Source organism: Ruegeria sp. C5 (assembly GCF_056537605.1).
The window spans coordinates 23809-49455 of sequence record NZ_JBQFRX010000008.1 but is presented as its reverse complement, the minus strand read 5'-3'; the positions used below and the strand labels follow the sequence as shown (position 1 = coordinate 49455).

The following is a 25647-nucleotide window of genomic DNA, read 5'->3' as shown; positions in this document are numbered from 1 at the left end:
GTCAGGGAAGGACGAATAATGCTGCAAGACATCGCCGACGGAATTCAAAAGGGTTTGAACGGCAAAAACTTTGACGGATCGCTTAAGTTCGATTGTGGCGACGAGGGCGTGATCGTTCTGGCGGAGAATACTGCCTCAACCCAGGATCGGGACACAGACTGCACTATCCGCATCTCGCGCGAGAACCTCTCTAAGTTGCTGACCGGTAAGCTGAACCCAATGACCGGGGTTGCGCTGGGCAAGCTGAAAATCTCGGGCAACATGGGTGTTGCGATGAAGCTGGGTCAGCTGCTGGGCTGATAAACTCGTCTCACCAGCGCGTGACAAATCATGTCAGCGCATTGCAAGCGCAAAAATCTGCGGGCAGCTTGGTTTCGGAAGGAGACCTGCCATGACCCGGATCACTTACCTTGATTGCCTGAAACCTTCACTTCTGTTTGTGCTGATCTTGTTGGCAGCAATGCTGCGCGCTTTACCTGCTCCGGCCGCTGGCACTGAAACGCTAACAGTCGCCGGTGGCTGTTTCTGGTGCGTGGAATCCGATTTCGAGTCCGTGCCCGGCGTGATCGGCGCGGTCTCGGGCTATACCGGTGGCAAGACGGATAGTCCCACCTATGATCAGGTCTCGAAAGGCGGAACAGGGCATTACGAGGCGGTCCAGATCACCTTCGATCCCGCCCGCGTTTCCCGTGCAACCTTGCTGAACATGTTCTTCCGCTCAGTCGATCCCACGGATGCGGGTGGCCAGTTCTGCGATCGCGGCGACAGCTATCGCACAGCAATTTTCGTCTCTAACAAAGGGGAAAAGGCGCAGGCACAGCAAGCCAAGACCAGCGCACAAAACGCGCTGGGGCAGACCGTGGTCACGCCGATCCTGCAAGCCGGAACGTTTTATCCAGCCGAGGCGTATCACCAGGATTATTACAAGGGTAGCAAGCTGGTACTGACCCGCTTTGGCCCCAAGCGCCAAAAGAACGCCTATAAGGCCTACCGCGAAGCCTGCGGTCGCGATGCGCGGGTCAAACAATTGTGGGGCAACGAAGCGCCCTTTGCAGGGTCCTAGTCAAACTGCGCTTCGCACACCTCTTTCAGATCAGGAATGACATCTGCAGTGCCGTGCCGCGTGACCATCAGGGCCGCGGCACGGTTTGCTTGGGCAATCGCCTGCGCCATCGGCATACCCCGGTCCATTCCAGCCAACACATAGCCGGTGAATGTGTCACCTGCCCCGGTGGTATCCACAGCGTTGACCTTATGGGCCTGAAACGCTTGGGGTTGATGATCTTGCTGATAATAGCGCGCACCTTTTGAGCCAAAGGTGACGATCACATGTTCGACCGGCAGGTCTGAAGGGGCGAGACCCGTTGCATCCTGCAATTGCTCGGCCTCGACTTCGTTGAGGATCAGAAAATCCAGATACGGTAAAACCGCTTGAACTGCGTCTGCCTGAAATGGGGCGGCGGCGTAGCAGACAGTCAGCCCCATTTCGCAACCTAGTTTAGCGGCCTCAATCTGCGCATTGGTTTCGTTCTGCATCACCAGCAGATCACCTGAAACCGCCGAGGACAGCGCCTGCCCAAGTTGGTCGTTCGAGATGGCATGGTTGGCGCCTTGATACAGAACGATCAGGTTTTCACCCTGCGCATCTACCGCGATGATCGCGTGACCGGTCGGTACATCCACCTCGGCAATATGCCGCGTGTCAACGCCATACTCGGTCAGCCGATCCCGCGCCCAAAGGCCATCCGAGCCCACCGCGCCGATATGGGATACCCGCGATCCGGCTCGTGCAGACGCCACAGACATGTTGGCGCCCTTGCCACCCAGAAACCTCTGTAGCCCGCTGGCCGCCAGTGTCTCACCCGCTTCGGGCAAATGCGGCAGGGCATAGACCATATCCGCGTTGATTGAGCCAAGGTTCCAGATTGTCATGATTTACCCGATATCGCAGGAGGCCAGGATGGCCATGTTCAGAATGTCATTTGCGGTCGAGACCGTCGAACAGATCTGGATCGGCTTGTCGACGCCGGACAGGATCGGGCCGATCACGGTGGCGCCGCCCATTTCCTGCATCAGTTTGGTCGAAATCGAGGCCGAGTGTCGTGCAGGAACAATCAGGATATTGGCTGGTCCGGTCAGTCGTTGGAACGGATAGGCTTCCTGCTGATCAACATTCAGGGCCACATCAACCGTCATCTCGCCCTCGTACTCGAAATCGACGCCGCGCTCGTCCAGCACCGCCGGAGCACGGTGCATCTTCTCAGCACGTTCAGACACCGGGTAACCGAAGGTCGAGAAACTGACAAAGGCCGCCCGGGGCTCTAGCCCCATGTGGCGCGCCACGGCAGCGGCACGTTCTGCGATGTTGGCCAGATCATTTTCGTCCGGCCATTCATGCACCAGCGTGTCGCCAATCAGAACGATCCGTCCTTTGTGCAGCAATGCGGTAACCCCCGCCGCGCCATGGGCGGCATCCGCATCGAACACATGGTTGATACGGTCCAGCACATGCGCCGACTTACGAGTGGCCCCTGTCACCAGACCATCCGCATGACCATGCGCCAGCATTAAAGACGAAAACACATGCCGATCCCGTGCAGCGAGTCGGTGAATATCTTTGTGATCGAAGCCCTTACGCTGCAGGCGCTGATACAGAAAATCCTTATAGGCCTCGAGATGCGCGGTATTGGCGGCATTCACCACATCAATTTCACGCACCGCGTCCCCAAGACCAGCGGATTCGAGCTTTTCCTTTACGTCGTCTGGCCGGCCCACAACCAAAGCCTTACCAAAGCCCGAGCGTTGGTACATTACGGCCGCGCGCAATACGCGCGGATCGTCACCCTCGGCAAAGATCATCCGGCTTTGCGCCTGACGCGCCCGCGCGTTCAAGCCGCGCAGGATACTGGCCGTCGGGTCCATGCGGGATTTCAGGCTCAGCTCATAAGCGTCCATATCGATGATCGGACGTCGCGCCGCGCCGGTATCCATACCAGCCTTGGCAACCGCAGGCGGGATACGGTGGATCAGGCGCGGATCAAAAGGCGTTGGAATGATGTAGTCGCGCCCAAAAGTCAGCGACTTGCCATACGCCATTGCGACCTCATCCGGAACATCTTCACGCGCCAATCGCGCCAGAGCGTGGGCGCAGGCGATTTTCATCTCGTCATTGATCGCACGGGCATGAATATCCAGCGCACCACGGAACAGGTAGGGAAAACCCAGAACGTTATTCACCTGATTCGGATAATCGCTACGGCCCGTCGCGACGATCGCATCAACGCGCACCTCGTGCGCCTCTTCCGGGGTGATTTCCGGGTCAGGGTTCGCCATGGCGAAAATCACCGGATTGTCAGCCATGCTGGCGACCATGTCTTGTGTCACCGCCCCTTTGACCGACACGCCCAGAAATACATCCGCATCCTTCATGGCCTCTTCCAAAGTGCGAAGATCAGTCGTGATGGCATGGGCCGACTTCCACTGGTTCATACCCTCGGTCCGGCCCTGATAAATCACGCCTTTGGTGTCGCAGACGATGCAATTCTCATGCCGTGCACCCATGGCCTTGAGCAGTTCGATACAGGCAATTCCTGCAGCGCCTGCCCCGTTCAGGACGATTTTTACGTCTTCGATCTTCTTGCCCGAGATGTGCAATGCGTTTAGCAGACCCGCCGCGCAGATCACTGCTGTTCCATGCTGATCATCGTGGAAGACCGGGATATCCATCTCTTCCTTCAAGCGTTGTTCGATGATGAAACATTCGGGTGCTTTGATATCTTCCAGATTAATACCGCCAAAGGTCGGACCCATCAGGCGCACAGCGCGACAGAACTCGTCAGGGTCTTCGGTATCCAGCTCGATATCGATCGAGTTCACATCAGCGAACCGCTTGAACAGGACCGATTTGCCTTCCATCACCGGTTTTGAGCCCAGCGCACCCAGATTTCCAAGGCCCAGAACGGCGGTACCGTTCGAGATCACGGCAACCAGATTGCCTTTGTTTGTATAGTCATACGCCGTCTCTGGTGCTTCAGCGATGGCTTCACAGGGAACCGCAACGCCAGGGCTGTAAGCTAGCGAAAGATCGCGCTGCGTGGTCATGGGTACGGTGGCCTGCACCTCCCACTTGCCGGGGGTCGGGTCTAGGTGAAAGGCCAGCGCCTCTTCTTTGGTGATCTTCGCTTTGGGCATCTTACAGGTCGTTTCCATGACTTTGGGGCTTTTGCCTCATAACGCAGGCGGGGCCGCGCCTCAACGAGAATGAGTTTTCACCTTTTACTGAAGATGCGGGATTTGTAAGGTCGCGCCCGGAACACGCCAGAAGGGGACCGAATTTGTCCATAGTCACGCCGATGATGGCGCAGTACCTTGAGATCAAAGAGGCTCATACAGATGCCCTGCTGTTTTATCGCATGGGTGACTTCTACGAGATGTTCTTCGAGGATGCGGTGAACGCGGCTGAGGCGTTGGATATCGCGCTGACCAAGCGCGGCAAACACAATGGCGACGATATCCCGATGTGCGGCGTGCCGGTGCATTCTGCCGAGGGCTACTTGCTGACCCTGATCCGAAAAGGGTTCCGCGTCGCGGTCTGCGAGCAGATGGAAAGCCCGGCGGAAGCCAAGAAAAGAGGCTCTAAATCGGTGGTAAAGCGCGGTGTTGTGCGTCTGGTGACGCCCGGCACACTGACCGAAGATGCCTTGCTAGAGGCGCGGCGGCACAACTTTCTGGCCGCCTATGCCGAGGTTCGGGACGAAGCCGCACTGGCCTGGGCCGATATCTCAACCGGTGCATTTCACGTGATGCCGCTGACGTCAATCCGGTTGAGCCCTGAACTCGCTCGGCTGGCCCCATCTGAGCTGATCGTGGCCGATGGGTCCGAGGAAAAGCTGCATGAAACCGTCATGGACCTTGGCATATCGCTTACGCCTGTCGGACGCGCCAGTTTTGACAGCGCTGCAGCCGAGAAACGCATCTGCGGGTTGTTTCACGTGGGCGCTCTGGATGCATTCGGGAACTTCGGGCGCGCCGAGGTTTCGGCCATGGGCGCGCTGATCGATTATCTGGAGATCACGCAAAAGGGCAAACTGCCCCTGCTGCAAACTCCCCTGAAGGAATCCGAGGATCGCGTGGTTCAGATCGACGCCGCAACGCGACGCAATCTGGAGCTGACCCGGTCACTGTCTGGTGGACGCGCCGGGTCGCTGCTGTCCGTGGTCGACCGAACAGTAACGCCAGGTGGCGCAAGACTTCTGGAACAGCGACTGTCCAGCCCCTCGCGTAATCTGGATGTGATCCACGCCCGACTGGACGCAGTATCTTTAGCGGTCGAAGATAGCCTGATCGCCTCAGATCTGCGCGAAGCTTTACGCAAAACACCCGATCTGGATCGCGCTTTGTCTCGTCTTTCGCTGGATCGAGGCGGCCCCCGTGATCTGGCCGCTATCCGCAATGGATTGGAACAAGCCGCAACAATCGCCGAAACCTGTGCCTCACAGGATCTGCCTGTTCTGCTGGCCACTGCCGTCCAGAACCTTGTCGGATTTGACGATCTGTTGACCTTGCTGGACGAAGCATTGGTTGCCGATCCACCCTTGCTGGCCCGCGATGGCGGCTTTATCGCCCCCGGGTTTGATAGCGAATTGGACGAAGCGCGCACCTTGCGTGACGAAGGCCGTTCGGTCATCGCAGGTTTCCAACAGAAATACGCCGAGCATACCGGCATCACGTCACTGAAGATCAAACACAACAATGTGCTTGGCTACTTCATCGAGACCACGGCAACCCATGCCGAGAAAATGTTGAACCCGCCATTTAGCGAGACTTATATCCACCGCCAAACCACCGCCAATCAGGTGCGCTTCACCACGGTGGAGCTGTCCGAGATCGAAACAAAGATTCTCAATGCCGGAAATCTCGCGTTAGAGATCGAAAAACGGCTCTATCAAAGACTTTCTAGGGCTATTCTGGATGTTGCCGCACGGCTAAATCAGGCCGCGCGCGGACTGGCTGAGCTGGATTTAACCACTGCACTCGCCGATCTGGCTCGCGGCGAAAGCTGGTGCCGTCCAAAGGTCGACGGGTCACGCGCATTCGACATCAAAAGAGGCCGTCACCCGGTGGTCGAGCATGCCCTGAGGCAGCAAAGCGGCGATGCTTTCATCGCCAACGACTGCGATCTGAGCGCCGATGCAGGCGCTGCAATTTGGTTGCTCACCGGTCCCAACATGGCCGGTAAATCAACCTTCCTGCGCCAGAATGCGCTGATCGCCCTACTGGCGCAGATGGGCAGCTATGTTCCGGCGGAACGGGCGCAAATCGGATTAGTCAGTCAATTGTTCAGCCGCGTCGGAGCGTCAGACGATCTGGCGCGGGGCCGCTCGACCTTTATGGTCGAAATGGTCGAAACCGCAGCTATTCTGAATCAGGCCGACGACCGCGCGCTCGTAATCCTTGATGAGATCGGCCGAGGCACCGCGACCTACGACGGCCTTTCCATTGCCTGGGCCACACTGGAACACCTACACGCGGCAAACCAATGTCGCGCATTGTTCGCCACCCACTACCACGAATTAACTGCACTCGCTGGAAGTCTGAACGGTGTAGAAAACGCGACCGTTGCAGTCAAAGAATGGGAGGGTGAAGTCATCTTTCTGCATGAGGTACATAAAGGCGCTGCCGATCGGTCTTACGGCGTCCAGGTTGCACAATTGGCTGGCTTGCCCGCCTCGGTCGTGGACCGCGCCCGTATCGTGTTGGATCAATTAGAAAAAACCGAACGTGAAGGCGGTAAGCAGAAAGCACTGATCGACGATCTGCCCCTGTTTTCAGCTGCGCCGCCGCCTCCCCCTGCGCCAAAAACCTCGCCCGTTGCTGATATGCTGGAAACCATCCTTCCAGATGAACTCAGCCCCCGCGAAGCCTTGGACTTGATCTACAAACTGAAAGAGGCGGCCAGATCCTGACCGCCTCGAACCCGGTTGACCCAGGAACTGTTCAGCTTGCGGGCGTTGACGACACCCCAACCTGCGCCGGTCGCAACAACCTGTCGTGCAGCATGAAGCCTTCTGCCGACACCTGAATGATGTCGCCGGCCTTGGTTCCGGGCACAGGGGCCTCGAACATCGCCTCATGCACATTCGGGTCGAACCTGTCCCCGACCTGAGGCGTAATCACCTCAATCCCATGCTTCTGGAACACATCCTTCAGCGCGCGCATGGTCAACTCGACACCTTCCAGCAAGCCGGCGGCAACCTCTTTCTGCTCATCCGTCGCGGCCTCAAGCGCGCGTTTCATATTGTCGTAAACCGGAAGCATGTCGCGGGCCAGTTTTGACCCGCCATACTGTTCCGCATCCCGACGCGCCTTGTCGCCACGCTTGCGCGCATTTTCGGCATCGGCCAGCGCACGCATGAACTTGTCTTTGTAATCATCGCGCTCAGCACGCAGTTGATCGACCTCAAGCGCCTCATCGCTGATCTCAGCAAAATCTTCGGCAAACTCTTCCGCCTCGGCGGACATGATGTCGTCCAGAAAATCTTCGTTCTTGGGCTCTGCCATCTCTTACCCTCTAGCTCCGGTCGGAAATCAGCTTGCCGACCAGTTGCGCCGTATAATCCACGATTGGTACGATTCGCCCGTAATTCAGACGTGTGGGTCCAATGACCCCAACCGCACCGATTATCTTACGATCAGCGTTCATATATGGAGACACCACCAAAGAGGAACCCGAAAGTGAGAAAAGTTTGTTCTCAGAGCCAATAAAAATGCGCACACCTTCGCCTTCTTCGGTCAATTCAAGGAATTCGGCGATATCGCGTTTGCGTTCAAGGTCGTCAAACAGGGTGCGGATTCGATCAAGCTCTTCTGCCTGACCCGGCTCATTTAACAGATTCGCACGCCCGCGCACGATCAGCCGGGCCGAGTCGCCACCGTCCCCGTCCCATGCGGCAATGCCGCTCTCGACCATCTCACGCGCCAGAACATCGATTTCCTGTTTCCGCGCGTCGATCTGCGAGAGCATCTGCCGCCGCACTTCGCCAAGCGTTCGACCTTCGATGAGTGCATTCAGAAAATTGGCTGCCTCGCGCATCGAACTGGGTGTTTGGCCAGGCGGAGGTGTAAACAGCCGGTTTTCCACCTGCCCGTCCGAAAACACTAAAACCACCAAGGCCCGGTCATGACCAAGCGAGACGAACTCGATATGCTTGATCTCGGCCTCATGCTTTGGCGTCAGAACCAGCGAAGCCCCTTGTGTCACGTGTGACAAAGCCGAGCCCACGCGATCGAGCATACCCCCTACATCGCCCGCGTTAGAGCCTAGTGTTTCGTCCAGCTTCTGCCGATCATCCGCACCCAGATCGCCCATTTCCAGCAATCCGTCCACGAACATGCGCAGCCCCTGCTGTGTTGGAATTCGACCAGCGCTGACATGCGGACTGTCGAGCAAACCCAGAAATTCAAGATCCTGCATCACATTGCGTACGGTCGCAGCACTGACTTTCTCGGACAATGTGCGCGTCAGAGTCCGGCTGCCCACGGGTTCACCGCTTTCCAGATAGCTTTCGACAATCAACCGGAACACCTCACGCGACCGGTCATTCATCTCGTCCAGAATTTTGCTTGCTTCGCTCATCGGCGGCCCTCTGCTGGATCGTCATTAAATCGCAGGCAAATGAAAGGTCAATCGGGCTTGCATCGTAACGCCGCAGGACGGTATCCCCAACCCAGCAGATAAAGGATTTCTCATGCGACCCTCAGGACGTGATCTAAACGAAATGCGCGCCGTTTCAATTGAAACGGGGTTCACCAAACATGCCGAAGGCTCTTGCCTGATCAAGATGGGCGACACGCATGTGCTGTGCACCGCCACAATTGAGGATCGGGTGCCGCCTTTTATAAAGGGCTCGGGCCTGGGCTGGGTCACCGCTGAATATGGCATGCTGCCCCGCGCGACCAATACGCGGATGCGGCGCGAGGCTGCCAGCGGCAAGCAAGGCGGACGCACCGTGGAAATCCAGCGCCTTATCGGCCGCGCTTTGCGCGCCGGTGTAGACCGGGTTGCCTTGGGAGAACGGCAGATCACTGTTGACTGCGATGTCATTCAAGCCGACGGCGGCACCCGCTGTGCCTCGATCACTGGCGGTTGGGTGGCGCTGCGTCTGGCTGTGAACAAGCTGATGAAAACAGGCGATGTGATCTCTGACCCTTTATTAGACCCTGTTGCCGCCGTTTCATGCGGAATTTATGCCGGTCAGCCCGTGCTAGATCTGGACTATCCCGAAGATAGCGAAGCTGGCGTTGACGGCAATTTCATCATGACCGGCTCGGGCAAGCTGATCGAAGTGCAGATGAGCGCCGAAGGTTCCGTTTTCAGCCGCGCGCAAATGGATCAACTGATGGACCTGGCCGAGAAAGGCGTGGGTGAACTTGCTGCTGCCCAGAAAGCTGCAACCGCATGACTCGCAGGTTCGAAGGTGATCGACTGCTGGTCGCCACCCACAACAAAGGCAAGCTCGAGGAGATGGCGCATCTGCTTGAGCCCTTTGGCGTAACGGTTGTCGGCGCGGGCGAAATGAACCTGCCAGAACCGGAAGAGACCGAGGACACCTTCGTCGGTAACGCCCGGATCAAAGCCCACGCAGCTGCAAAGGCGACCGGCCTACCTGCCTTGTCGGACGATTCCGGGATCACCATCGATGCATTGGACGGCGCACCCGGTGTTTACACCGCCGATTGGGCCGAAACCGGCAGTGGCCGCGATTTCCTGATGGCGATGACTCGCGCCCATAATGAGCTAGAGGCGAAAAACGCCCCCCACCCGCGTATGGCCCAGTTTCGCTGCACTCTGGTTCTGGCCTGGCCCGACGGGCATGACGAAGTGTTCGAGGGCATCGCGCCCGGTCACCTGACTTGGCCGATCCGTGGCAAGGACGGGTTCGGCTATGACCCGATGTTTGTCCCTGAGGGGCACGACATTACCTTTGCTGAAATGGATCGCTGGGAAAAGAACAAGATCAGCCATCGCGGGCGCGCGGTGGAGATGTTCGTGAAAGGCTGCTTTGGCGGATGATTGGCGAAACGGGGGCTTTGGCCTCTATGTGCATTGGCCCTTTTGCGAGGCCAAGTGCCCCTATTGCGATTTCAACAGCCACGTTTCCAAGAATATTAATCAAAAACAATGGCTTGAGTGTTATCTCAGTGAACTGAGCCTCTCGGCCACAGAAACTCCTGACCGGGTTTTGAACACAATCTTCTTTGGCGGCGGAACTCCATCACTGATGGCGCCTGAGACCGTCGCAGCTATCATCGACAAGGCCCGCGCCATTTGGCGATCGGCCAACGATATGGAAATCACGCTTGAGGCCAATCCAGGCTCGGTCGAGGCCGGGCGGTTCGCCGCCTATCATGATGCGGGCGTGAACCGCATCTCGATGGGTGTTCAGGCCTTGAACAACGATGACCTGCGTCGTCTGGGGCGCATTCACACGGTTGCCGAGGCTCGCGCTGCCTTCGATATCGCGCGCTCTTGCTTTGACCGTGTGAGCTTTGATCTGATCTATGCCCGCCAGCATCAAACTCTGGACGCCTGGCGTGCTGAGCTGACCGAAGCCCTATCGATGGCAGTTGATCACCTGTCGCTATACCAACTGACCATTGAGGAAGGCACAGCGTTTGGTGATCGCTATGCCCTGGGCAAGCTGCGCGGTCTGCCCGAGGATGACAACGCCGCAGATATGTATCTGGCAACGCAGGAAATCTGCGAAGCGCATGGGCTGCCTGCCTATGAGATTTCAAACCACGCCCGGCCCGGAGCGGAATCACGGCATAACCTCATCTATTGGCGCTATGGTGATTACATCGGTATTGGACCCGGCGCGCACGGGCGGATCACAAAGGGTGGCCAAAAATTCGCAACAGAAACTCACCTTTCACCAAACAAATGGCTGAAGGCTGCCTCCAACGGGCACGGCGAAAGCAATCGGTTCGAGCTTAGCCAACGTGAACAAGCCTCAGAATACCTTATGATGTGTCTGCGTTTGGTCGAGGGCCTTAATATAGACAGATATACTCAGCTTGCAGGTGAAGAACTTTCGCATGACAAACTTGATTCACTAATCGATCTGGGCATGCTAACCCTTGATCGCAATCAATTGCGCGCCACTTCAAATGGGCGCGCCGTGCTCAATGCGGTAATCCGAGAGCTGTTGGAGTAACAGATGCAATTTCTCTGGGCCGGATTGGGGTTACTATGCGTTGCGCTTGCCATGATCGGAGTCGCTCTACCGCTGCTGCCGACGGTACCATTTCTACTGTTGGCCGCGTTCTTTTTTGCCCGCTCATCGTCACGGCTGCATAACTGGTTGCTGAGCCATCGAACCTTTGGCCCCATGATCGTCGATTGGCAAAGCTCTGGCGCAATCAGACCCGGCGCAAAAAAGGCGGCCACCCTTTCGGTTGCCGCCGTATTTGGCTTATCGGTTCTACTGTCGGTTCCTTCTCACGTCCTGATCATTCAGGCCATTGTGCTCAGCGCTGTGATGCTCTTTATCTGGACCCGACCTAACGGCTGAGCTTCGCGCACAGATCATCCAACTGATCCAGGTTCTCATAAGCCAACACAACCTGCCCGGATTCAGATCCGGCCTTATGGTTGATCGTCACCTTCATCGCCAGAATCGCAGACAAATCCTTTTCAAGCGCTCGGGTGTCTGCGTCCTTCCCAGCATTCAGGTTTCTGGATTTCGGAGCCGGCTTATCCGCTCCACCTTGCTGCTTTTTCACTAATGCCTCGGTCGCACGCACCGAAAGGCCCTCACGAACCACCTGTTTCGCCAGCTCCGATGGGTTTTCTGCCGTGATCAATGCCCTTGCATGACCGGCGGATAATTTTCCTTCTATTACAAGGGATTGTACATCCAATGGGAGTGACAAAAGACGCAGCAGATTAGCGATATGGCTTCTGCTTTTACCAAGCGCTTCGGCCAGCTTTTCTTGCGTGTGACCAAAGCGATCCATCAATTGCTTAAAGCCTGCCGCCTCTTCCACCGCGTTCAGATCTGCGCGCTGAATGTTCTCGATAATCGCGACCTCAAGCACTTCGGTGTCATCAAATTCGCGAACAATAACTGGGATATCATGCAGTTGCGCCATCTGCGCAGCACGCCAGCGCCGTTCACCCGCAACGATTTCGTATTGGCCACCATCGATGCTGCGGACAATCAGCGGCTGGATAATACCCTTTTCCTTGACCGAGGCCGCAAGCTCATCCAATTGCTCTTGCGCGAAACGGCGGCGCGGCTGATCTGGGTTCGCCTGCAGTTTTTCGATCGGTACCGTGAGATCCGGACGGCGGGGTTCAGATACAATCCGACCGTCAGCTTCTGGCGCGACATCAGCCATCAACGCAGATAGCCCGCGACCTAATCCTCGGGGTTTTCCTTTCCTGGCATTCATGTTGCCCTCCTCACGGCCACTTAAATGGCTACCTTGTTGTTCTTGTGCATAACCTCTCGGGCGAGATACCGGTAAGCCATCGCCCCGAGCGAACCCGAATCATATTGCAGCACAGGAAGCGCGTAAGATGGTGCTTCGCTGACCCGCACATTTCTGGGTATCTTGGTTTTAAATACCATCTCACCCAGATTGTCACGCGCATCCTTTTCGACCTGACGGGACAAGTTGTTGCGGTTGTCATACATCGTTAACACAACACCTTCGATTCTGAGGTCAGGATTGGCGGTCTGACGAACCTCGCGAATGGTCAACATCAATTGTGACAGGCCTTCCAGCGCAAAGAACTCACTTTGCAATGGTACAAGGACGGAATGTGCTGCTACCATTGCGTTTACGGTGAGCAGGTTCAAGGACGGCGGACAATCAATCAGCACAAAGTCCAGATCGAAAGCATCAATTGCAGTCTGTCGAAGCGCGTCATGCAGCAAATAACTGCGCTTTTCATTCGAGATCAGCTCAATATCTGCCGAGCTGAGATCTACGGTCGCCGGAACCACAAAAAGATTACCGATCTCGGTCTCCTGCACCACAGCTTCCAAGGGTGCATCGTCGAGAAGAAGATCATATGTCGTCCAGTCGCGATCTTCGACCCCTAGACCCGTAGAGGCATTTCCCTGAGGATCGAGATCGACCACAAGAACCTTGCATCCGGCCTCGGCCAATCCGGCTGCCAGATTGATCGCTGTAGTGGTTTTCCCGACCCCGCCCTTTTGATTAGCAACCGCGATAATCCGAGGCCCAGCAGGACGAGACAGATCAACCACGTGCAACTCCTTTGATTTTCAGGATAACGGCTTGGGGTTCTGTTGAACTCTTAATGGGTTCAGCCTCGAATTTCCATTCTTTGCGCGCATCTTCCAGCTCTTTTTTCCAGGTTGCGCCTTTTGGCAACAACGCTGTACCGTTTTTACTTAAATGCCTGTCACAAAATGACATTAGAGTGGTCAGATCAGCCAGAGCCCGAGCTGAAAGCACGTCCGCATGCAAGGGATCAATGGCTTCAATTCGACGAGAGATCACGGAACAATTGGCGCCACTCTCTCTGGTCACACTTCGAAGAAATGCGGATTTACGTTGGTCGCTTTCGACTAGTGTGAAACGCGTTTCAGGCGCAGATTCAATTGCCATGATGGCGCAGACCATGCCAGGAAAGCCGCCTCCGCTGCCTAAATCCACCCAATGATCTACCCGATCTGCGTTCTGAAAAACTTGAATGGAGTCTTTGATATGGCGAATCCAAATCTCTTCAAGACTATTTCTTGAAACCAGATTGATTTTTGGGTTCCATTTTTCAAGCAGAGATACATAGATCACCAGGCGTTCGAATGTTTCACGTGAAACATCCAGAGCCTCCGCAGAAGCGACGTTCTGATAAATCATGCTTTTCTGGCTTTCACATCACGCCTGAGCTTCGCCAGGACGAGAGTTAAAGCCGCAGGCGTGACACCTTCTACCCGACTCGCCTGCGCAATATTCGCAGGCTTCGCCTGCGATAGCTTTTGCTTCATTTCATTCGACAGACCATCAAGCGCAAAATAATTGAAATCCCGAGGAATTTCATGCGCCTCATCGCGCTTCATTGCTTCGACATCCCGTTGTTGGCGCGCAATATAGTTTGCATACAACGCATCGCGCTCGACCTGACGGCGAATTTCATCGTCTGTATTCTGTAGATCGGGTTCGAGCAAAACCATGTCTTCAAACGATACTTCTGGAAAAGCAAGAACCGCCATTCCATCACGCCGGTTTCCGTCTTGATTTATGCTGATACCAGCTTCGCGAATTTGCTTTGGCGTATATGTGGTCTCTGTCAGTTTATTCTTTGCTTTTTCAAGCTTTTCTGATTTCTCAGCAAAAACCTTGCGGCGGAGTTCACCCACACAGCCCAGCTGCTCGCCAATCGGAGTCAGTCTTTGATCTGCGTTGTCAGCACGAAGTGATAGGCGAAACTCTGCACGGGATGTGAACATCCGATAAGGCTCGGCAACGCCCCGAGTTGTCAAATCGTCAATCATCACGCCAATATAGCTGTCTGAGCGTGTAAAATGTATTGGCGCACGTCCCTGTGTTTCCAGAGCTGCATTCAAACCTGCAACGAGGCCTTGCGCGGCCGCTTCCTCATATCCTGTGGTCCCATTGATCTGTCCTGCAAGATATAGACCAGGAACATCGGGCACAGACAAAGACGCAGATAGAACGCGCGGGTCAACGTAGTCGTATTCAATCGCGTATCCGGGTTGTAGGATTACCGCGCTTTCCAATCCTACGATGGATTGGACATATTCGACTTGTACATCTTCGGGCAAAGACGTTGAAATCCCGTTTGGATACACCGTATGATCCCGCACGCCTTCTGGTTCCAGAAATATCTGGTGTGACTCCTTTTCCGCAAATCGGACGACTTTATCTTCGATTGAAGGGCAATATCTGGGACCAACACCATCAATATGACCTCCATACATTGCTGATCGCGATAGATTTTTCTCGATTATTCCGTGCGTCTGAGCATTGGTATGAGTTATTCCACAGGCGATTTGCGGCGCCGTCACCGCTTGGGACATGAATGAAAACAGTGTTGGCTCTGCATCGCCATCCTGTCGTTCAAGTATATCCCAATTTATGGTTCGTCCGTCCAACCTCGGTGGCGTACCTGTTTTCAGCCGTGCCGTCGGTAATTCAAAAGCGTCAAGGCGCTCAGCCAACCTAACCGATGGACGATCCCCCATGCGTCCACCTGGCCTTGTAACGTCTCCTATGTGAATTACACCGCGCAGAAATGTACCCGACGTCAGAACAACTGTCTGAGCTGGGACCTCGGAACCGTCGGCTAGTTTGACACCGATTACGCAGTCACCATCCATTAGGAAATCGATCACTTCCCCAGTGATCACCGACAAATTGTCTTGTTTTTTCGTTTCTTCCTTCATCGCGGTCCGATAAAGCGCACGGTCCGCTTGCGCCCTTGGGCCTTGAACAGCTGGTCCTTTACGTCGGTTCAATAGACGAAACTGAATGCCGGCACGATCAGCCACACGACCCATGACCCCGTCCATTGCATCGATTTCACGGACCAGATGACCTTTCCCTAGCCCTCCGATCGCAGGATTGCAGGACATGACACCGATGTCCTGTTCGGACAAAGTAACCAGCGCCGTGTTCGCACCCATCCGTGCTGCCGCATGGGCAGCTTCGGTACCGGCATGTCCAGCGCCAATGACTACAACATCAAATCTCGAATGTTTCACGTGAAACACTCCCTATTTTCCCAGACAGAAACTTGCGAAGATTTCATCCAAAAGGGTTTCGACATCAATCCTGCCAACCAAAGATTCAAGCGACCGAATTGCCGTTCTCAACTCTTCAGCAGCTATATCATACATGTCCGGACCTGATTCCAGAACATCTCGCGCAGCCGCAAGTGCGTCCGATGCTTTAGTCATCGCAATACGGTGACGTTCCCGCGTTGCAACACCATGGCTAGCTGTTCGAACAGTCAGTACACGCGATATGTTGTCTATCAACTGGTCAATCCCGTGCCCGGTTTTCCCCGATATACCACCGGAAAAGGGCTCACGCAGGTCAGATTTTGGCAGAACATGAATGTCATCTGCCTGCATCGGTACACCTAGCTGATCAGGCTCATCCGACAGAAATACTCGTAGATCGGCCGCCTCTGCCCGTTTGCGCGCCAGTTCAATTCCCAGGTTTTCAACGTGATCATCGGTTTGCCTCAAACCAGCCGTGTCCAGCAGCGTGACAGGCAATCCGTCCAAGTCCATACGAACTTCAATCACATCACGGGTTGTCCCGGCATATTCCGAGGTAATAGCGGCTTCCCGCCCTGCCAACGCATTCAGCAAGGTCGATTTTCCTGCGTTCGGAAGACCAACTATGGCGACCTCAAAACCGGTGCGAATGCGCTCGGCGATCCGAACACCTTTGGCTTCTTGGGTCAATTCGGCCATCACACCAGAGATCAACGTCCGAACCTCAGGTGATACATCTGTCGGCACCTCTTCATCAGCAAAATCAATCACGGCTTCCAACAAGGAGGCCGCGCGGATCAGATCACGCCGCCAACCTTCTGCTAATGTGCCCAAAGCACCAGCCAAAATCGTCTGCGCTTGTTTCCGTTGTGCTTCGGTTTCTGCATCAATCAGATCAGCAAGGCCTTCGACCTGCGCCAGATCCATCTTGCCGTTTTCCAGTGCACGACGCGTGAACTCACCAGGTTCGGCCAGCCGAAGATCGTCCATATCCGAAAGAGAGGTCAGCACAGCGTTGACTGACGCCATACTTCCGTGAATCTGAAGCTCGGCCACGTCTTCGCCGGTAAAGCTGGACGGGGCCTGAAACGTCAGAACCAAGCCCTCATCCAACCGCGATCCATCCGACGCGCTGAGTGTTCGTACTGTCATTCCACGCCTTGGCAGGCCCCCGCCAGACAACTCATTGGCGGAGGCATGTGCCTGCGGACCAGAAAGCCTGATCACAGCCACGCCTGCTTTGCCCTTGGCGCTGGCCAGGGCGAAAATCGTATCCATTGATAGCCCCCGCGTCAGTGCCAGAACCTTGTCAGGTGTTCATTGAATCGAAGAACTCGCCGTTCGTCTTGGTTTGTTTCAACTTCGACAACAGGAACTCGATTGCATCTGTTGTGCCCATCGGATTGAGGATGCGGCGCAGAACGAATGTCTTGGCCAGATCACCCTTGTCGACCAGCAGATCCTCTTTCCGGGTGCCGGATTTGAGGATGTCGATTGCCGGGAACACGCGTTTGTCTGCGATCTTACGATCCAGAACGATTTCCGAGTTACCGGTGCCTTTGAATTCTTCGAAGATCACTTCGTCCATCCGGCTGCCGGTGTCGATCAGGGCGGTGGCGATGATGGTCAGCGATCCACCTTCTTCGATGTTCCGCGCAGCACCAAAGAAGCGCTTGGGCCGTTGCAGAGCATTTGCATCCACACCACCGGTCAGAACTTTACCCGAAGATGGCACCACAGTGTTGAATGCCCTACCAAGTCTTGTTATCGAATCGAGCAGAATAACAACATCTCGTTTATGCTCGACCAGGCGCTTGGCCTTTTCGATGACCATTTCCGACACGGCCACGTGGCGAGTCGCGGGTTCATCAAAGGTCGAAGACACAACCTCACCCTTCACCGAGCGTTGCATGTCGGTCACCTCTTCCGGGCGTTCGTCGATCAGCAGGACGATCAGATAACATTCCGGGTGGTTCTGCTCGATGGAATGCGCGATGTTCTGCAGGATCACCGTCTTACCAGTCCGCGGAGGCGCCACGATCAGCGATCGCTGACCTTTACCAATCGGCGAAACCAAATCGATCACGCGAGCAGACTTGTCCTTGATGGTCGGATCTTCGATTTCCATCTTCAGACGCTCATCCGGATACAGAGGCGTCAGGTTGTCGAACAGAATCTTGTGTTTGGCCTTGTCCGGATTTTCAAAGTTGATCTTGGTGACATTTGTCAGCGCAAAGTAACGTTCATTCTCGTCAGGCGCTTTGATCTCACCTTCAACCGTATCTCCAGTGCGCAGCGAATGCTTGCGGATCATGTCAGGCGAAACGTAAATGTCATCCGGTCCGGGTAGATAGTTCGCTTCGGGCGAACGCAGAAACCCGAACCCGTCTTGCAAAACCTCCAGCACGCCGTCGCCACCGATGGTCCAGCCCTCATCCGCACGTTCGCGCAGAATCTGAAACATCATCTCGCCCTTGCGCATGGTTGAGGCGTTTTCGACCTCAAGCTCCTCGGCCATGGCCAGAAGGTCTTTGGGGCTTTTGGCCTTCAGATCGGCCAGATTCAGGGATTCAGTTGTCATGATGATACGAACCTCGGCCGCTTGGATCGCGGCACCAGAGTGGAATTTCAGAACGGAAGATACCTCGCCCGGACGGGCGCGTTACGCGTTAGATAAGCGCTTACCTAAGAAGAGTCAAACAGGCCCTCAGAACTTCACAACGACCGCTAGAACGATAACAACCATTAGAACGGTCGGAACCTCATTCATCATGCGGTACTGCCGCCCAGTCAGCTTATTTCGCCCCTCAGCAAAGTCCTTGCGCCGAGCCATAAGCCAATGGTGAAACCATGTCATGCCGATCACTGCTGCGCCTTTGACCCACGGCCAGCTCCAATCCCATCCGACAATACCAGGCGTGAACACCATGATCAGCCCGCAAACCCAAGCCACGACCATTGCGGGGCGCATGATCACACGCAGCAGCTTTTCTTCCATTTCAAAGAAAATCTGTTGCGCACCCTCTACGGCTTGCGCCTTTTCAACGTGATACACGAACAATCTGGGCAGATAGAATAAACCAGCCATCCATGAAATCACGGCCATGATGTGCAGCGATTTCACCCAAGGGTATATTGCGAAAAGAATATCGGTCATTGGGTATTCCGGGCTTACCTGAAACCCTCCTAATAAAAAAAATAAGAAAGAAAAAGGATGATGGTTTTGTAGGGAGGTCAAATTCGGTGGATTACTTTTTTGTCCTGCCTTTTTCCCCAGGTGGAAAAAGTGAAGCACATCGGCGCAGAATCTGTTGATCAAGAAAAAAAAATTATTAATAACAATAAATTATGAGATAAAAGCTCGGGCTGAATTGTGGATAACCATTGGAACAATCCAGGACGGGATGCTTATCCGAGTATTCCAACTTATCCTTGTCCCGTCTGGACAGGATCCGGGCGACTCGGGGAAGTCTTGCGCCAAATTCCCGGGGTTGCGTGTCAACCGGAAAGCCATACAAACCATTCGAGACTACTCATTGATTTGCACACGGGGTTTTCCACATGACTGTCCCCATAGTCCTTGCCTCAGGGTCCGTGATCCGCGCGCAGTTGCTCAGAAACGCAGGCGTCCCGTTTTCGGTTCAGATCGCGCGGGTGGATGAAGACACAGCCAAACGCGCCCTGATGGCTGAGGGAGCTCCGCCCCGTGATGTTGCCGATGCGCTTGCCGAAATGAAAGCACGTAAGATCAGTGACAAAGTGCCCGGCACTATGGTTCTGGGTTGCGATCAGGTTCTGGATTTCGAAGGTCAGATGCTGTCGAAGCCGGAAACGCCGGAAGAAGCACTGGCGCAGCTTAAAGCAATGCGCGGCAAGCGACATATGTTGCTGTCGGCGGCGGTGATCTATCAGGATGGTGAGCCCATCTGGCGGCAAGTCGGTCAGGTGCGTTTGCGGATGCGGGCCAGCTCGGATGCTTATTTACGTGATTACGTGGCGCGGAACTGGGACAGTATTCGGCACGCAGTGGGGGCTTATAAACTGGAAGAAGAAGGCGTGCGCCTGTTTGCTACCATTGACGGCGACTATTTTAATGTTTTGGGTATGCCCCTGTTAGAGTTGCTCAATTTTCTGGCCGCAAAGGGAGTAATCGATCAATGACGGAGCATCGCGTTCCTCTGGCCGGCGTGATTGGGCAACCCATTGCACATTCCCGCTCGCCAAAACTGCACGGGCATTGGCTGAAAACCTATGGATTGGTGGGGCACTACATCCCAATGGATGCCGCCCCGGCCGATCTGGAAACCGTTCTGCGGACACTACCCAAGGCTGGGTTTGTTGGGGCCAACGTGACCGTACCGCATAAAGAGGCTGCTTTGCGGTTGGCGGATCATGTCTCGGACCGTGCCTCAGTCATCGGGGCGGCAAATACGCTTGTATTCCGCGAGGATGGTTCAATTCACGCGGATAATACGGATGGCTACGGGTTCATGGCCAATCTTCGCAGCGGTGCGCCCGATTGGAACCCGCAGGATGGGCCTGCGGTTGTATTTGGTGCGGGCGGTGCTGCGCGGGCGGTGCTTCAAGCGCTGGCAGAAGCCGGAGTGCCTGAAATCCTGTTGACCAACCGCACCCGCACCCGTGCGGATCATTTGAAGGAAGAGTTCGGCCAACGGATTACGGTCGTTGACTGGGTGCAGGCGGGAAATGTGATCGAAGACGCAGAACTAGTCGTGAACACCACGTCTTTGGGTATGCAAGGGCAGCCAGAGTTACGCGTTCCACTGGATGGATTGCAACCCGGCGCTGTTGTCACCGATCTGGTATACGCGCCGCTTCAAACGCATCTGTTAAAACAGGCGGAAGAGGTTGGATGTACAACGGTCGACGGGCTGGGAATGTTGCTGCATCAAGCTGTTCCCGGGTTTGAACGCTGGTTCGGTGTTCGCCCCGAAGTGGACGCTGAAACCCGCGCGGCGGCCTTGGCATGAGTTTTGCGCTGGGGCTCACCGGATCAATCGGAATGGGAAAAAGCACGACCGCTCAGATGTTTGCAGATGAAGGCTGTGCGCTTTGGGATGCGGATGCTGCGGTGCATCGGCTCTATGCAAAGGGCGGCGCGGCGGTTGAGCCCGTGCGGATTACGTTTCCCACCGCCATTGCCGAGGATGCGGTCAGCCGGGATGCATTGAAGCAAATCATTGCGAATGATCCTGACGCGCTAAAAACAATTGAAAAAATCGTACACCCTCTGGTAGCGGCGGATCGCGCCTCATTTCGTTCTTCGTCGTCCGCCGATATCTTGGTATTCGACATTCCGCTGTTGTTTGAAACCGGTGGTGATGCGGCGATGGATGCTGTTGCTTGTGTTTCAATCTCTGCTGAAGAACAAAAAAGACGGGTCATGGCGCGCGGCACGATGAATGAGGCGCAGTTTGAGCAGATTCGCTCCAAGCAAATGCCAAACGAAGAGAAATGCGGGCGGTCGGATTTCGTGATTGTCACGGATACTCTGGACCATGCTCGCGCGCAGGTGCAGGATATCGTCAGGCAGATACGGGCAGGGTTGGCAGATGCGTGAGATTGTACTCGATACCGAGACCACAGGGTTTGATCCCGAAAGCGGCGACCGGATCGTCGAGATCGGCGCGGTTGAGCTGTGGAACCACGTTGCCACAGGAGAAACTTATCACGTCTACATCAACCCCGAGCGTTCTATGCCGGAAGAGGCATTTGGTGTGCATGGCATCGGCCCCGACCTGCTGGAAAACCCGCGCCCGCCGGAAAAGGGCGAAGTGACGCTGAAGGACAAACCTGTCTTTGCCAAGGTTGGGCAAGGGTTTCGTGAATTCGTGGGTGACGCCAAGCTGGTGATCCACAACGCTTCGTTCGACATGAAGTTTCTGAACGCCGAACTGGGCTGGATGGGGGTGTCGCTGATCCCGATGGATCAGGCAATCGACACGCTGGCCATTGCCCGCAAACGGTTTCCGGGATCACCCGCTTCGTTGGATGCATTGTGCCGCCGGTTTGGCATCGACAATTCGAACAGGGTGCTGCACGGCGCGCTGCTTGACTCGGAAATTCTGGCCGAAGTGTATCTGGAGCTGATCGGAGGCCGTCAGCCCGACTTTGGATTGTCAACGTCGGCAAGTGCAGCGTCTGGCGGTGGTGAGGAATGGCGCCCGACAGCGCGACCGGATGCCCTGCCATCCCGGATCACCGAGGATGAGCGCGCAGCACATCAGAAATTTGTTGAAAAGCTGGGCGAGAACGCCCTGTGGACCCGCGCCTGACACGAACCAGACGCGGACCAAAACCTTAGGCGTCGGTTTTTTGCTCTTGAGCGGCCGCCTGACGGCGCGCCAGTTCGTTGCGATAGAGCGCCACGAAATCAATGTTATCCAGGTTGACCGGCGGGTAGCCACCGTCGCGTGTGATGTCGCTGACGATGCGGCGCAGGAACGGGAACAGCATGCGCGGGCATTCGATCATCAGGAACGGATGCATTTGATCTTCGGGCACACCTTCCACGTGGAACAGGCCGCAATAGTCGATTTCGCACAGGAACAGGACGTCTTCCAGGCCCTTGGCCTTGGATGTCAGTTTTAGCTTGATCGAGACTTCATACTGGTGCTCGGTCGTGCGCTTCTTTGCGTCCAGGTTGACCTGAACTGAAATCTCGGGCTGTACGTCGCCTGAGACGCCTTTTTGCGCCATGACGTTTTCAAAGGACATGTCGCGAATGAACTGTCCCAGAACGCGCATCTGGATCTGAGGGGCTGCCTGTGCGGCGGTGTTTTCTGCAGGGCTTTCGTCAGCCATGAAACTTCTCCGGAATTGAAATTCGGCACTGCTTAGCAATTTGGGCCGGATAGCTCAATGCTGGTGCGGGCCTTCCACCCACTTCGACGGCTTTCCGGAGTTCTGGCGAGGGCGAACCTCGGTGAATTCGCCATCTATCACATCGTCCTGATCAAACGGGTTTGGCCCCGACCTGAATTGTGCGCCGCTGCCCATTTGAAAATGCGTGATGGTCGCCTTAGACTTGAGATAGCGGAACACTGCGACCCGGATGCCGGGAACAAGCAGCGCAAAACCAATGGCATCGGTAAAAAACCCAGGTGTCAGCAGCAAAACACCGGACAGTAAGATCATCGCCCCATGGGCCAGCGGTTCGGTTGGGTCGTCCAATTCGGCAAAGGATCGCTGCAAATTCGCCAGCGCCATGCGACCTTGTGTCCGCACCAGAACCGTGCCCAGAACGGCAGTCAGAACCACGATTGCAAGCGTCGGCCAAAGCCCGATCAGACCGCCAACCTGGATAAACAGGGCGATCTCGATGATCGGAACCAATAAAAAAGCCAAGAACAAGTACATTTGCGGTATCCTTTAGCATGGTCCGGGCTGTGGACTTGGCCCCGACTGTCACCTACATAGTGGCAGAGGGCAGCGTATACAAAGCCCGGGTTCTGAAAAGAGGACGAAATGAACTCACCCCTGATCCAGCTTCTGGTGCTGGCCGGAATTGCCATTTTCCTGATCCTGCGCTTGAAAAGCGTGTTGGGTACACGCGAAGGTTTTGAGAAACCGCCCCTTCAGCAACAGCCTGATACCAATGGCGCGCGCCGTGATTTCGAAGTGATTGAAGGCGGGCCAGATCACGACATCACCGACCATGTAGCCGAAGACAGTGAACAGGCGCAAACTTTGGCCGCAATGAAGCGGGTCGAACCCAGTTTTTCTGTCAGCGAATTTGTACAGGGCGCGCGCGGCGCCTATGAGATGATCGTGATGGGCTTTGAAAAGGGCAATCTGGACGAAATCCAGCCGTTCCTGTCCGAAGAAGTATTCGACAGTTTTGTATCGGTTGTTGCGGATCGCGAAGACAAAGGTCTGACCATCGAAGCCGAATTCATCGGGGTGCGTGAAACCACACTGGTCGATGCGACCTTCGATAAGGATACCAATCAGGCCGAGATCACCATGCGCTTTATCGGTGAGCTGACGTCGGTCGTGCGCGATCGCGGCGGGGATATTGTCGAAGGCAACCCGAACACCGTCAAACGCCAAAAGGACAGCTGGACCTTTGCCCGTGTCATGGGCGCGGACGATCCGAACTGGCTGCTTGTTGCCACGGACGCATGATTGCAGCGCTCCGGTCGCTATTTCTGGGGGTCGTCATGACCACTGCCAGCGCCGCCGGAGCCGAGGCGACGCGATCCATCCTGTCATTCGATGACCTCGATGGCTGGGCCGCCGACGATCACGGGGCGGCCCTTTCGGTTTTTCTGAACACCTGTGGTGATCTGGACGATCCTGATTGGCAGGCGCTGTGTGGCGTGGCTCAGAGTTATGAACCTGGCGCGGCGCGGGCTTTTTTCGAGCTGTTCTTTCGTCCTGTTCTGGTCGAAGACGGCGATGACGCCCTGTTCACCGGATATTTTGAACCTGAACTGGATGGGTCGAAAACCCCAACTGACAAATACCGCTATCCACTCTACCGGATGCCGCCCGAGGCGCGAGAGGCGGGCAAGTGGCTCAGTCGCCGTGACCTGCTGACCGGTGACGCCCTGACAGGTCGGGGCCTTGAGATAGCGTGGGTCGATGACCCTGTTGAGCTGTTCTTTCTGCAAATTCAAGGCTCGGGCCGGATACGTCTGCCCGATGGCGGTGCATTGCGGGTTGGATATGGCGGTGCGAATGGGCATCCCTATCGCTCGATCGGCGCGGAACTGGTCCGACGGGGTGCGCTGGGCGCGCACCAGGTCAGCGCGCAGATGATCCGGACCTGGGTACGCAAAAACCCTGAAGCCGGGGCTGAGCTGTTACTACACAACCCTTCGTATGTTTTCTTCCGTGAAGTGACGCGTGTCGCGCCCGAGTTCGGGCCGTTAGGCGCCATGAACCGCTCAGTGACCACGATGCGCAGTATCGCGGCAGATCCGGCTTATACACCTTTGGGCGCGCCAGTTTGGGTAGAAAAGGATGGCAAAAACCCGCTGCGCCGATTGATGATCGCACAAGACACCGGATCGGCGATCAAGGGTGCGCAACGTGCCGACATTTTCTTTGGCACAGGGGATGATGCCGGGCAGGCCGCCGGTCGCTTGAAGGATCCCGGCCGTATGGTTGTGCTGTTGCCGATCCAGAGGGCCTACGCCCTGTTACCGGATGAGTTCTGATGACCCGGCGCAAACTGACTGCGGATGAGATCGATTTGTGGCGCAAGGTGGCCAAACAGGCTGAGCGTTTGCACCCCGAACTGCCTCAGACTGTGCACCCCACTACCTTGCCCAAGCCCAAACCGACCAAAACGCCCAAGGCGCGGATAGAAGCCTTTGAACTGGGTCAGACTGCGCCAACCAAACCGTCACGGAATAACCTGAAGCCATCGATCACCGAAGGTTTACGGACAAATCCGGTGCAGATGGACACCAAGTCTTTTGGTCGCATGAAACGCGGCAAGCTCAAGCCCGAAGGCAAGCTGGACCTGCACGGGATGCGCATGAGCGCAGCCCATCCCGCATTGGTTCGGTTCGTCCTGACCGCACAGGCACAGGGCAAACGGCTGGTGCTTGTCATCACCGGCAAGGGCAAGGACCGGGACGAACCGGGACCCATTCCAACGCCGCGTGGGGTCTTGCGCAATCAGGTGCCCCACTGGTTGTCTATTCCGCCACTTGCACAAGCGGTGCTGCAGGTAACACCCGCACATATAAGCCATGGCGGTGATGGCGCCTATTACGTTTACCTCAGGCGCGTCCGCTAGCCGGATCGCTGATTCTAGCTGGTCCACATGGATCGGCATCGCCCGCAAAGCCTGCCTTACCCGTACCGGTTCTGTTTCTTTCGGACCCAGCAA

27 protein-coding genes are annotated in these 25647 nt (G+C 55.8%); 14 read left to right on the top strand and 13 right to left on the bottom strand.

Annotated features, from left to right (window positions below):
• Nucleotides 1-18: 18 nt before the first annotated feature.
• Together ACR0AW_RS19270 and msrA are read left to right on the top strand one after the other, a co-directional pair.
• Entirely contained in the window at nt 19-300 is a 282-nt protein-coding gene (locus ACR0AW_RS19270; protein ID WP_170598637.1) for an SCP2 sterol-binding domain-containing protein, read from the top strand.
• Nucleotides 301-391: 91 nt separating this feature from the next.
• Nucleotides 392-1063, top strand: a complete 672-nt coding sequence (gene msrA, locus ACR0AW_RS19265) for a peptide-methionine (S)-S-oxide reductase MsrA (RefSeq protein ID WP_170399396.1) — start codon at nt 392-394, stop codon at nt 1061-1063.
• Here msrA and ACR0AW_RS19260 read toward each other — a convergent pair.
• On the bottom strand, nt 1060-1932 hold the full coding sequence (locus ACR0AW_RS19260) for a ribokinase (RefSeq protein ID WP_170734067.1): 873 nt from the start codon (nt 1930-1932) through the stop codon (nt 1060-1062). The two genes, msrA and ACR0AW_RS19260, sit on opposite strands and share 4 nt — an antisense overlap.
• Nucleotides 1933-1935: 3 nt before the next feature.
• Nucleotides 1936-4191, bottom strand: a complete 2256-nt coding sequence (locus ACR0AW_RS19255) for an NADP-dependent malic enzyme (RefSeq protein WP_170466734.1) — start codon at nt 4189-4191, stop codon at nt 1936-1938.
• Nucleotides 4192-4352: 161 nt separating this feature from the next.
• On the opposite strand from ACR0AW_RS19255, the gene mutS reads away from it, so the two are divergent.
• A complete protein-coding gene (gene mutS, locus ACR0AW_RS19250) occupies nt 4353-6965 on the top strand; it encodes a DNA mismatch repair protein MutS (RefSeq protein WP_170734103.1) in 2613 nt (870 codons plus the stop codon).
• A 31-nt stretch (nt 6966-6996) separates the two neighbouring features.
• On the opposite strand, the gene ACR0AW_RS19245 is transcribed toward mutS, so the two are convergent.
• Both ACR0AW_RS19245 and hrcA read right to left on the bottom strand, forming a co-directional pair.
• Nucleotides 6997-7560: a nucleotide exchange factor GrpE gene (locus ACR0AW_RS19245; RefSeq protein ID WP_170399405.1), complete on the bottom strand. Its 564-nt coding sequence runs from the start codon at nt 7558-7560 to the stop codon at nt 6997-6999.
• A gap of 10 nt (nt 7561-7570) precedes the next feature.
• Nucleotides 7571-8635 carry a heat-inducible transcriptional repressor HrcA gene (gene hrcA / locus ACR0AW_RS19240; RefSeq protein WP_170515497.1) on the bottom strand — a complete coding sequence of 355 codons (1065 nt, stop codon included), beginning with the start codon at nt 8633-8635 and terminating at the stop codon, nt 7571-7573.
• A gap of 112 nt (nt 8636-8747) precedes the next feature.
• Here hrcA and rph point away from each other — a divergent pair, with 112 nt between their 5' ends.
• Genes rph through ACR0AW_RS19220 form a run of 4 tightly spaced genes read left to right on the top strand, consistent with a single transcriptional unit; the run spans nt 8748 to nt 11573 of the window.
• Nucleotides 8748-9461: a ribonuclease PH gene (rph, locus tag ACR0AW_RS19235; RefSeq protein ID WP_170399411.1), complete on the top strand. Its 714-nt coding sequence runs from the start codon at nt 8748-8750 to the stop codon at nt 9459-9461.
• Nucleotides 9458-10072 (top strand): RdgB/HAM1 family non-canonical purine NTP pyrophosphatase, encoded by a 615-nt coding sequence (gene rdgB, locus ACR0AW_RS19230; protein ID WP_170636838.1) that lies wholly within the window; start codon nt 9458-9460, stop codon nt 10070-10072. Before rph ends, rdgB begins: the two co-directional genes overlap by 4 nt.
• Entirely contained in the window at nt 10062-11216 is a 1155-nt protein-coding gene (gene hemW, locus ACR0AW_RS19225) for a radical SAM family heme chaperone HemW (RefSeq protein ID WP_170734066.1), read from the top strand. Before rdgB ends, hemW begins: the two co-directional genes overlap by 11 nt.
• A 3-nt stretch (nt 11217-11219) precedes the next feature.
• Nucleotides 11220-11573, top strand: a complete 354-nt coding sequence (locus tag ACR0AW_RS19220; RefSeq protein ID WP_170408799.1) for a YbaN family protein — start codon at nt 11220-11222, stop codon at nt 11571-11573.
• Here the strand turns inward: ACR0AW_RS19220 and ACR0AW_RS19215 are convergent.
• The 7 genes from ACR0AW_RS19215 to hemJ form a co-directional block, all read right to left on the bottom strand.
• Nucleotides 11563-12456, bottom strand: coding sequence for a ParB/RepB/Spo0J family partition protein (locus ACR0AW_RS19215; RefSeq protein ID WP_170408800.1), 894 nt, complete (start codon nt 12454-12456; stop codon nt 11563-11565). The two genes, ACR0AW_RS19220 and ACR0AW_RS19215, sit on opposite strands and share 11 nt — an antisense overlap.
• A gap of 20 nt (nt 12457-12476) precedes the next feature.
• Nucleotides 12477-13280 carry an AAA family ATPase gene (locus ACR0AW_RS19210; RefSeq protein ID WP_170408801.1) on the bottom strand — a complete coding sequence of 268 codons (804 nt, stop codon included), beginning with the start codon at nt 13278-13280 and terminating at the stop codon, nt 12477-12479.
• Nucleotides 13273-13896, bottom strand: coding sequence for a 16S rRNA (guanine(527)-N(7))-methyltransferase RsmG (gene rsmG / locus ACR0AW_RS19205; protein ID WP_170649056.1), 624 nt, complete (start codon nt 13894-13896; stop codon nt 13273-13275). The genes ACR0AW_RS19210 and rsmG overlap by 8 nt, the downstream gene beginning before the upstream one ends.
• Nucleotides 13893-15761 carry a tRNA uridine-5-carboxymethylaminomethyl(34) synthesis enzyme MnmG gene (gene mnmG, locus ACR0AW_RS19200; protein WP_170734065.1) on the bottom strand — a complete coding sequence of 623 codons (1869 nt, stop codon included), beginning with the start codon at nt 15759-15761 and terminating at the stop codon, nt 13893-13895. The genes rsmG and mnmG overlap by 4 nt, the downstream gene beginning before the upstream one ends.
• Nucleotides 15762-15773: 12 nt before the next feature.
• Nucleotides 15774-17060: a tRNA uridine-5-carboxymethylaminomethyl(34) synthesis GTPase MnmE gene (gene mnmE, locus ACR0AW_RS19195; protein WP_170734064.1), complete on the bottom strand. Its 1287-nt coding sequence runs from the start codon at nt 17058-17060 to the stop codon at nt 15774-15776.
• A gap of 31 nt (nt 17061-17091) precedes the next feature.
• A complete protein-coding gene (rho, locus tag ACR0AW_RS19190) occupies nt 17092-18363 on the bottom strand; it encodes a transcription termination factor Rho (protein WP_170399438.1) in 1272 nt (423 codons plus the stop codon).
• 126 nt (nt 18364-18489) lie between these two features.
• A complete protein-coding gene (gene hemJ / locus ACR0AW_RS19185; RefSeq protein WP_170399440.1) occupies nt 18490-18939 on the bottom strand; it encodes a protoporphyrinogen oxidase HemJ in 450 nt (149 codons plus the stop codon).
• Between the two features lie 404 nt (nt 18940-19343).
• On the opposite strand from hemJ, the gene ACR0AW_RS19180 reads away from it, so the two are divergent.
• Genes ACR0AW_RS19180 through dnaQ form a run of 4 tightly spaced genes read left to right on the top strand, consistent with a single transcriptional unit; the run spans nt 19344 to nt 22078 of the window.
• A complete protein-coding gene (locus ACR0AW_RS19180) occupies nt 19344-19943 on the top strand; it encodes a nucleoside triphosphate pyrophosphatase (RefSeq protein ID WP_170734063.1) in 600 nt (199 codons plus the stop codon).
• Nucleotides 19940-20773 carry a shikimate dehydrogenase gene (locus ACR0AW_RS19175; protein WP_170734062.1) on the top strand — a complete coding sequence of 278 codons (834 nt, stop codon included), beginning with the start codon at nt 19940-19942 and terminating at the stop codon, nt 20771-20773. Before ACR0AW_RS19180 ends, ACR0AW_RS19175 begins: the two co-directional genes overlap by 4 nt.
• Nucleotides 20770-21363, top strand: a complete 594-nt coding sequence (coaE, locus tag ACR0AW_RS19170) for a dephospho-CoA kinase (protein WP_170734061.1) — start codon at nt 20770-20772, stop codon at nt 21361-21363. Before ACR0AW_RS19175 ends, coaE begins: the two co-directional genes overlap by 4 nt.
• A complete protein-coding gene (dnaQ, locus tag ACR0AW_RS19165; protein WP_170399452.1) occupies nt 21356-22078 on the top strand; it encodes a DNA polymerase III subunit epsilon in 723 nt (240 codons plus the stop codon). Before coaE ends, dnaQ begins: the two co-directional genes overlap by 8 nt.
• Before the next feature lie 25 nt (nt 22079-22103).
• Here dnaQ and secB read toward each other — a convergent pair whose 3' ends face one another.
• A complete protein-coding gene (secB, locus tag ACR0AW_RS19160) occupies nt 22104-22607 on the bottom strand; it encodes a protein-export chaperone SecB (protein ID WP_170399455.1) in 504 nt (167 codons plus the stop codon).
• A gap of 54 nt (nt 22608-22661) precedes the next feature.
• Nucleotides 22662-23162, bottom strand: a complete 501-nt coding sequence (locus ACR0AW_RS19155) for an FxsA family protein (protein ID WP_170636831.1) — start codon at nt 23160-23162, stop codon at nt 22662-22664.
• Between the two features lie 108 nt (nt 23163-23270).
• Here ACR0AW_RS19155 and ACR0AW_RS19150 point away from each other — a divergent pair, with 108 nt between their 5' ends.
• Genes ACR0AW_RS19150 through ACR0AW_RS19140 form a run of 3 tightly spaced genes read left to right on the top strand, consistent with a single transcriptional unit; the run spans nt 23271 to nt 25554 of the window.
• On the top strand, nt 23271-23930 hold the full coding sequence (locus ACR0AW_RS19150; protein WP_170399461.1) for a Tim44/TimA family putative adaptor protein: 660 nt from the start codon (nt 23271-23273) through the stop codon (nt 23928-23930).
• A complete protein-coding gene (gene mltA / locus ACR0AW_RS19145) occupies nt 23927-24967 on the top strand; it encodes a murein transglycosylase A (protein WP_170408811.1) in 1041 nt (346 codons plus the stop codon). Before ACR0AW_RS19150 ends, mltA begins: the two co-directional genes overlap by 4 nt.
• Complete coding sequence (locus ACR0AW_RS19140) at nt 24967-25554, top strand: Smr/MutS family protein (protein WP_170515080.1); 588 nt, start codon at nt 24967-24969, stop codon at nt 25552-25554. The genes mltA and ACR0AW_RS19140 overlap by 1 nt, the downstream gene beginning before the upstream one ends.
• Nucleotides 25555-25647: the final 93 nt, after the last annotated feature.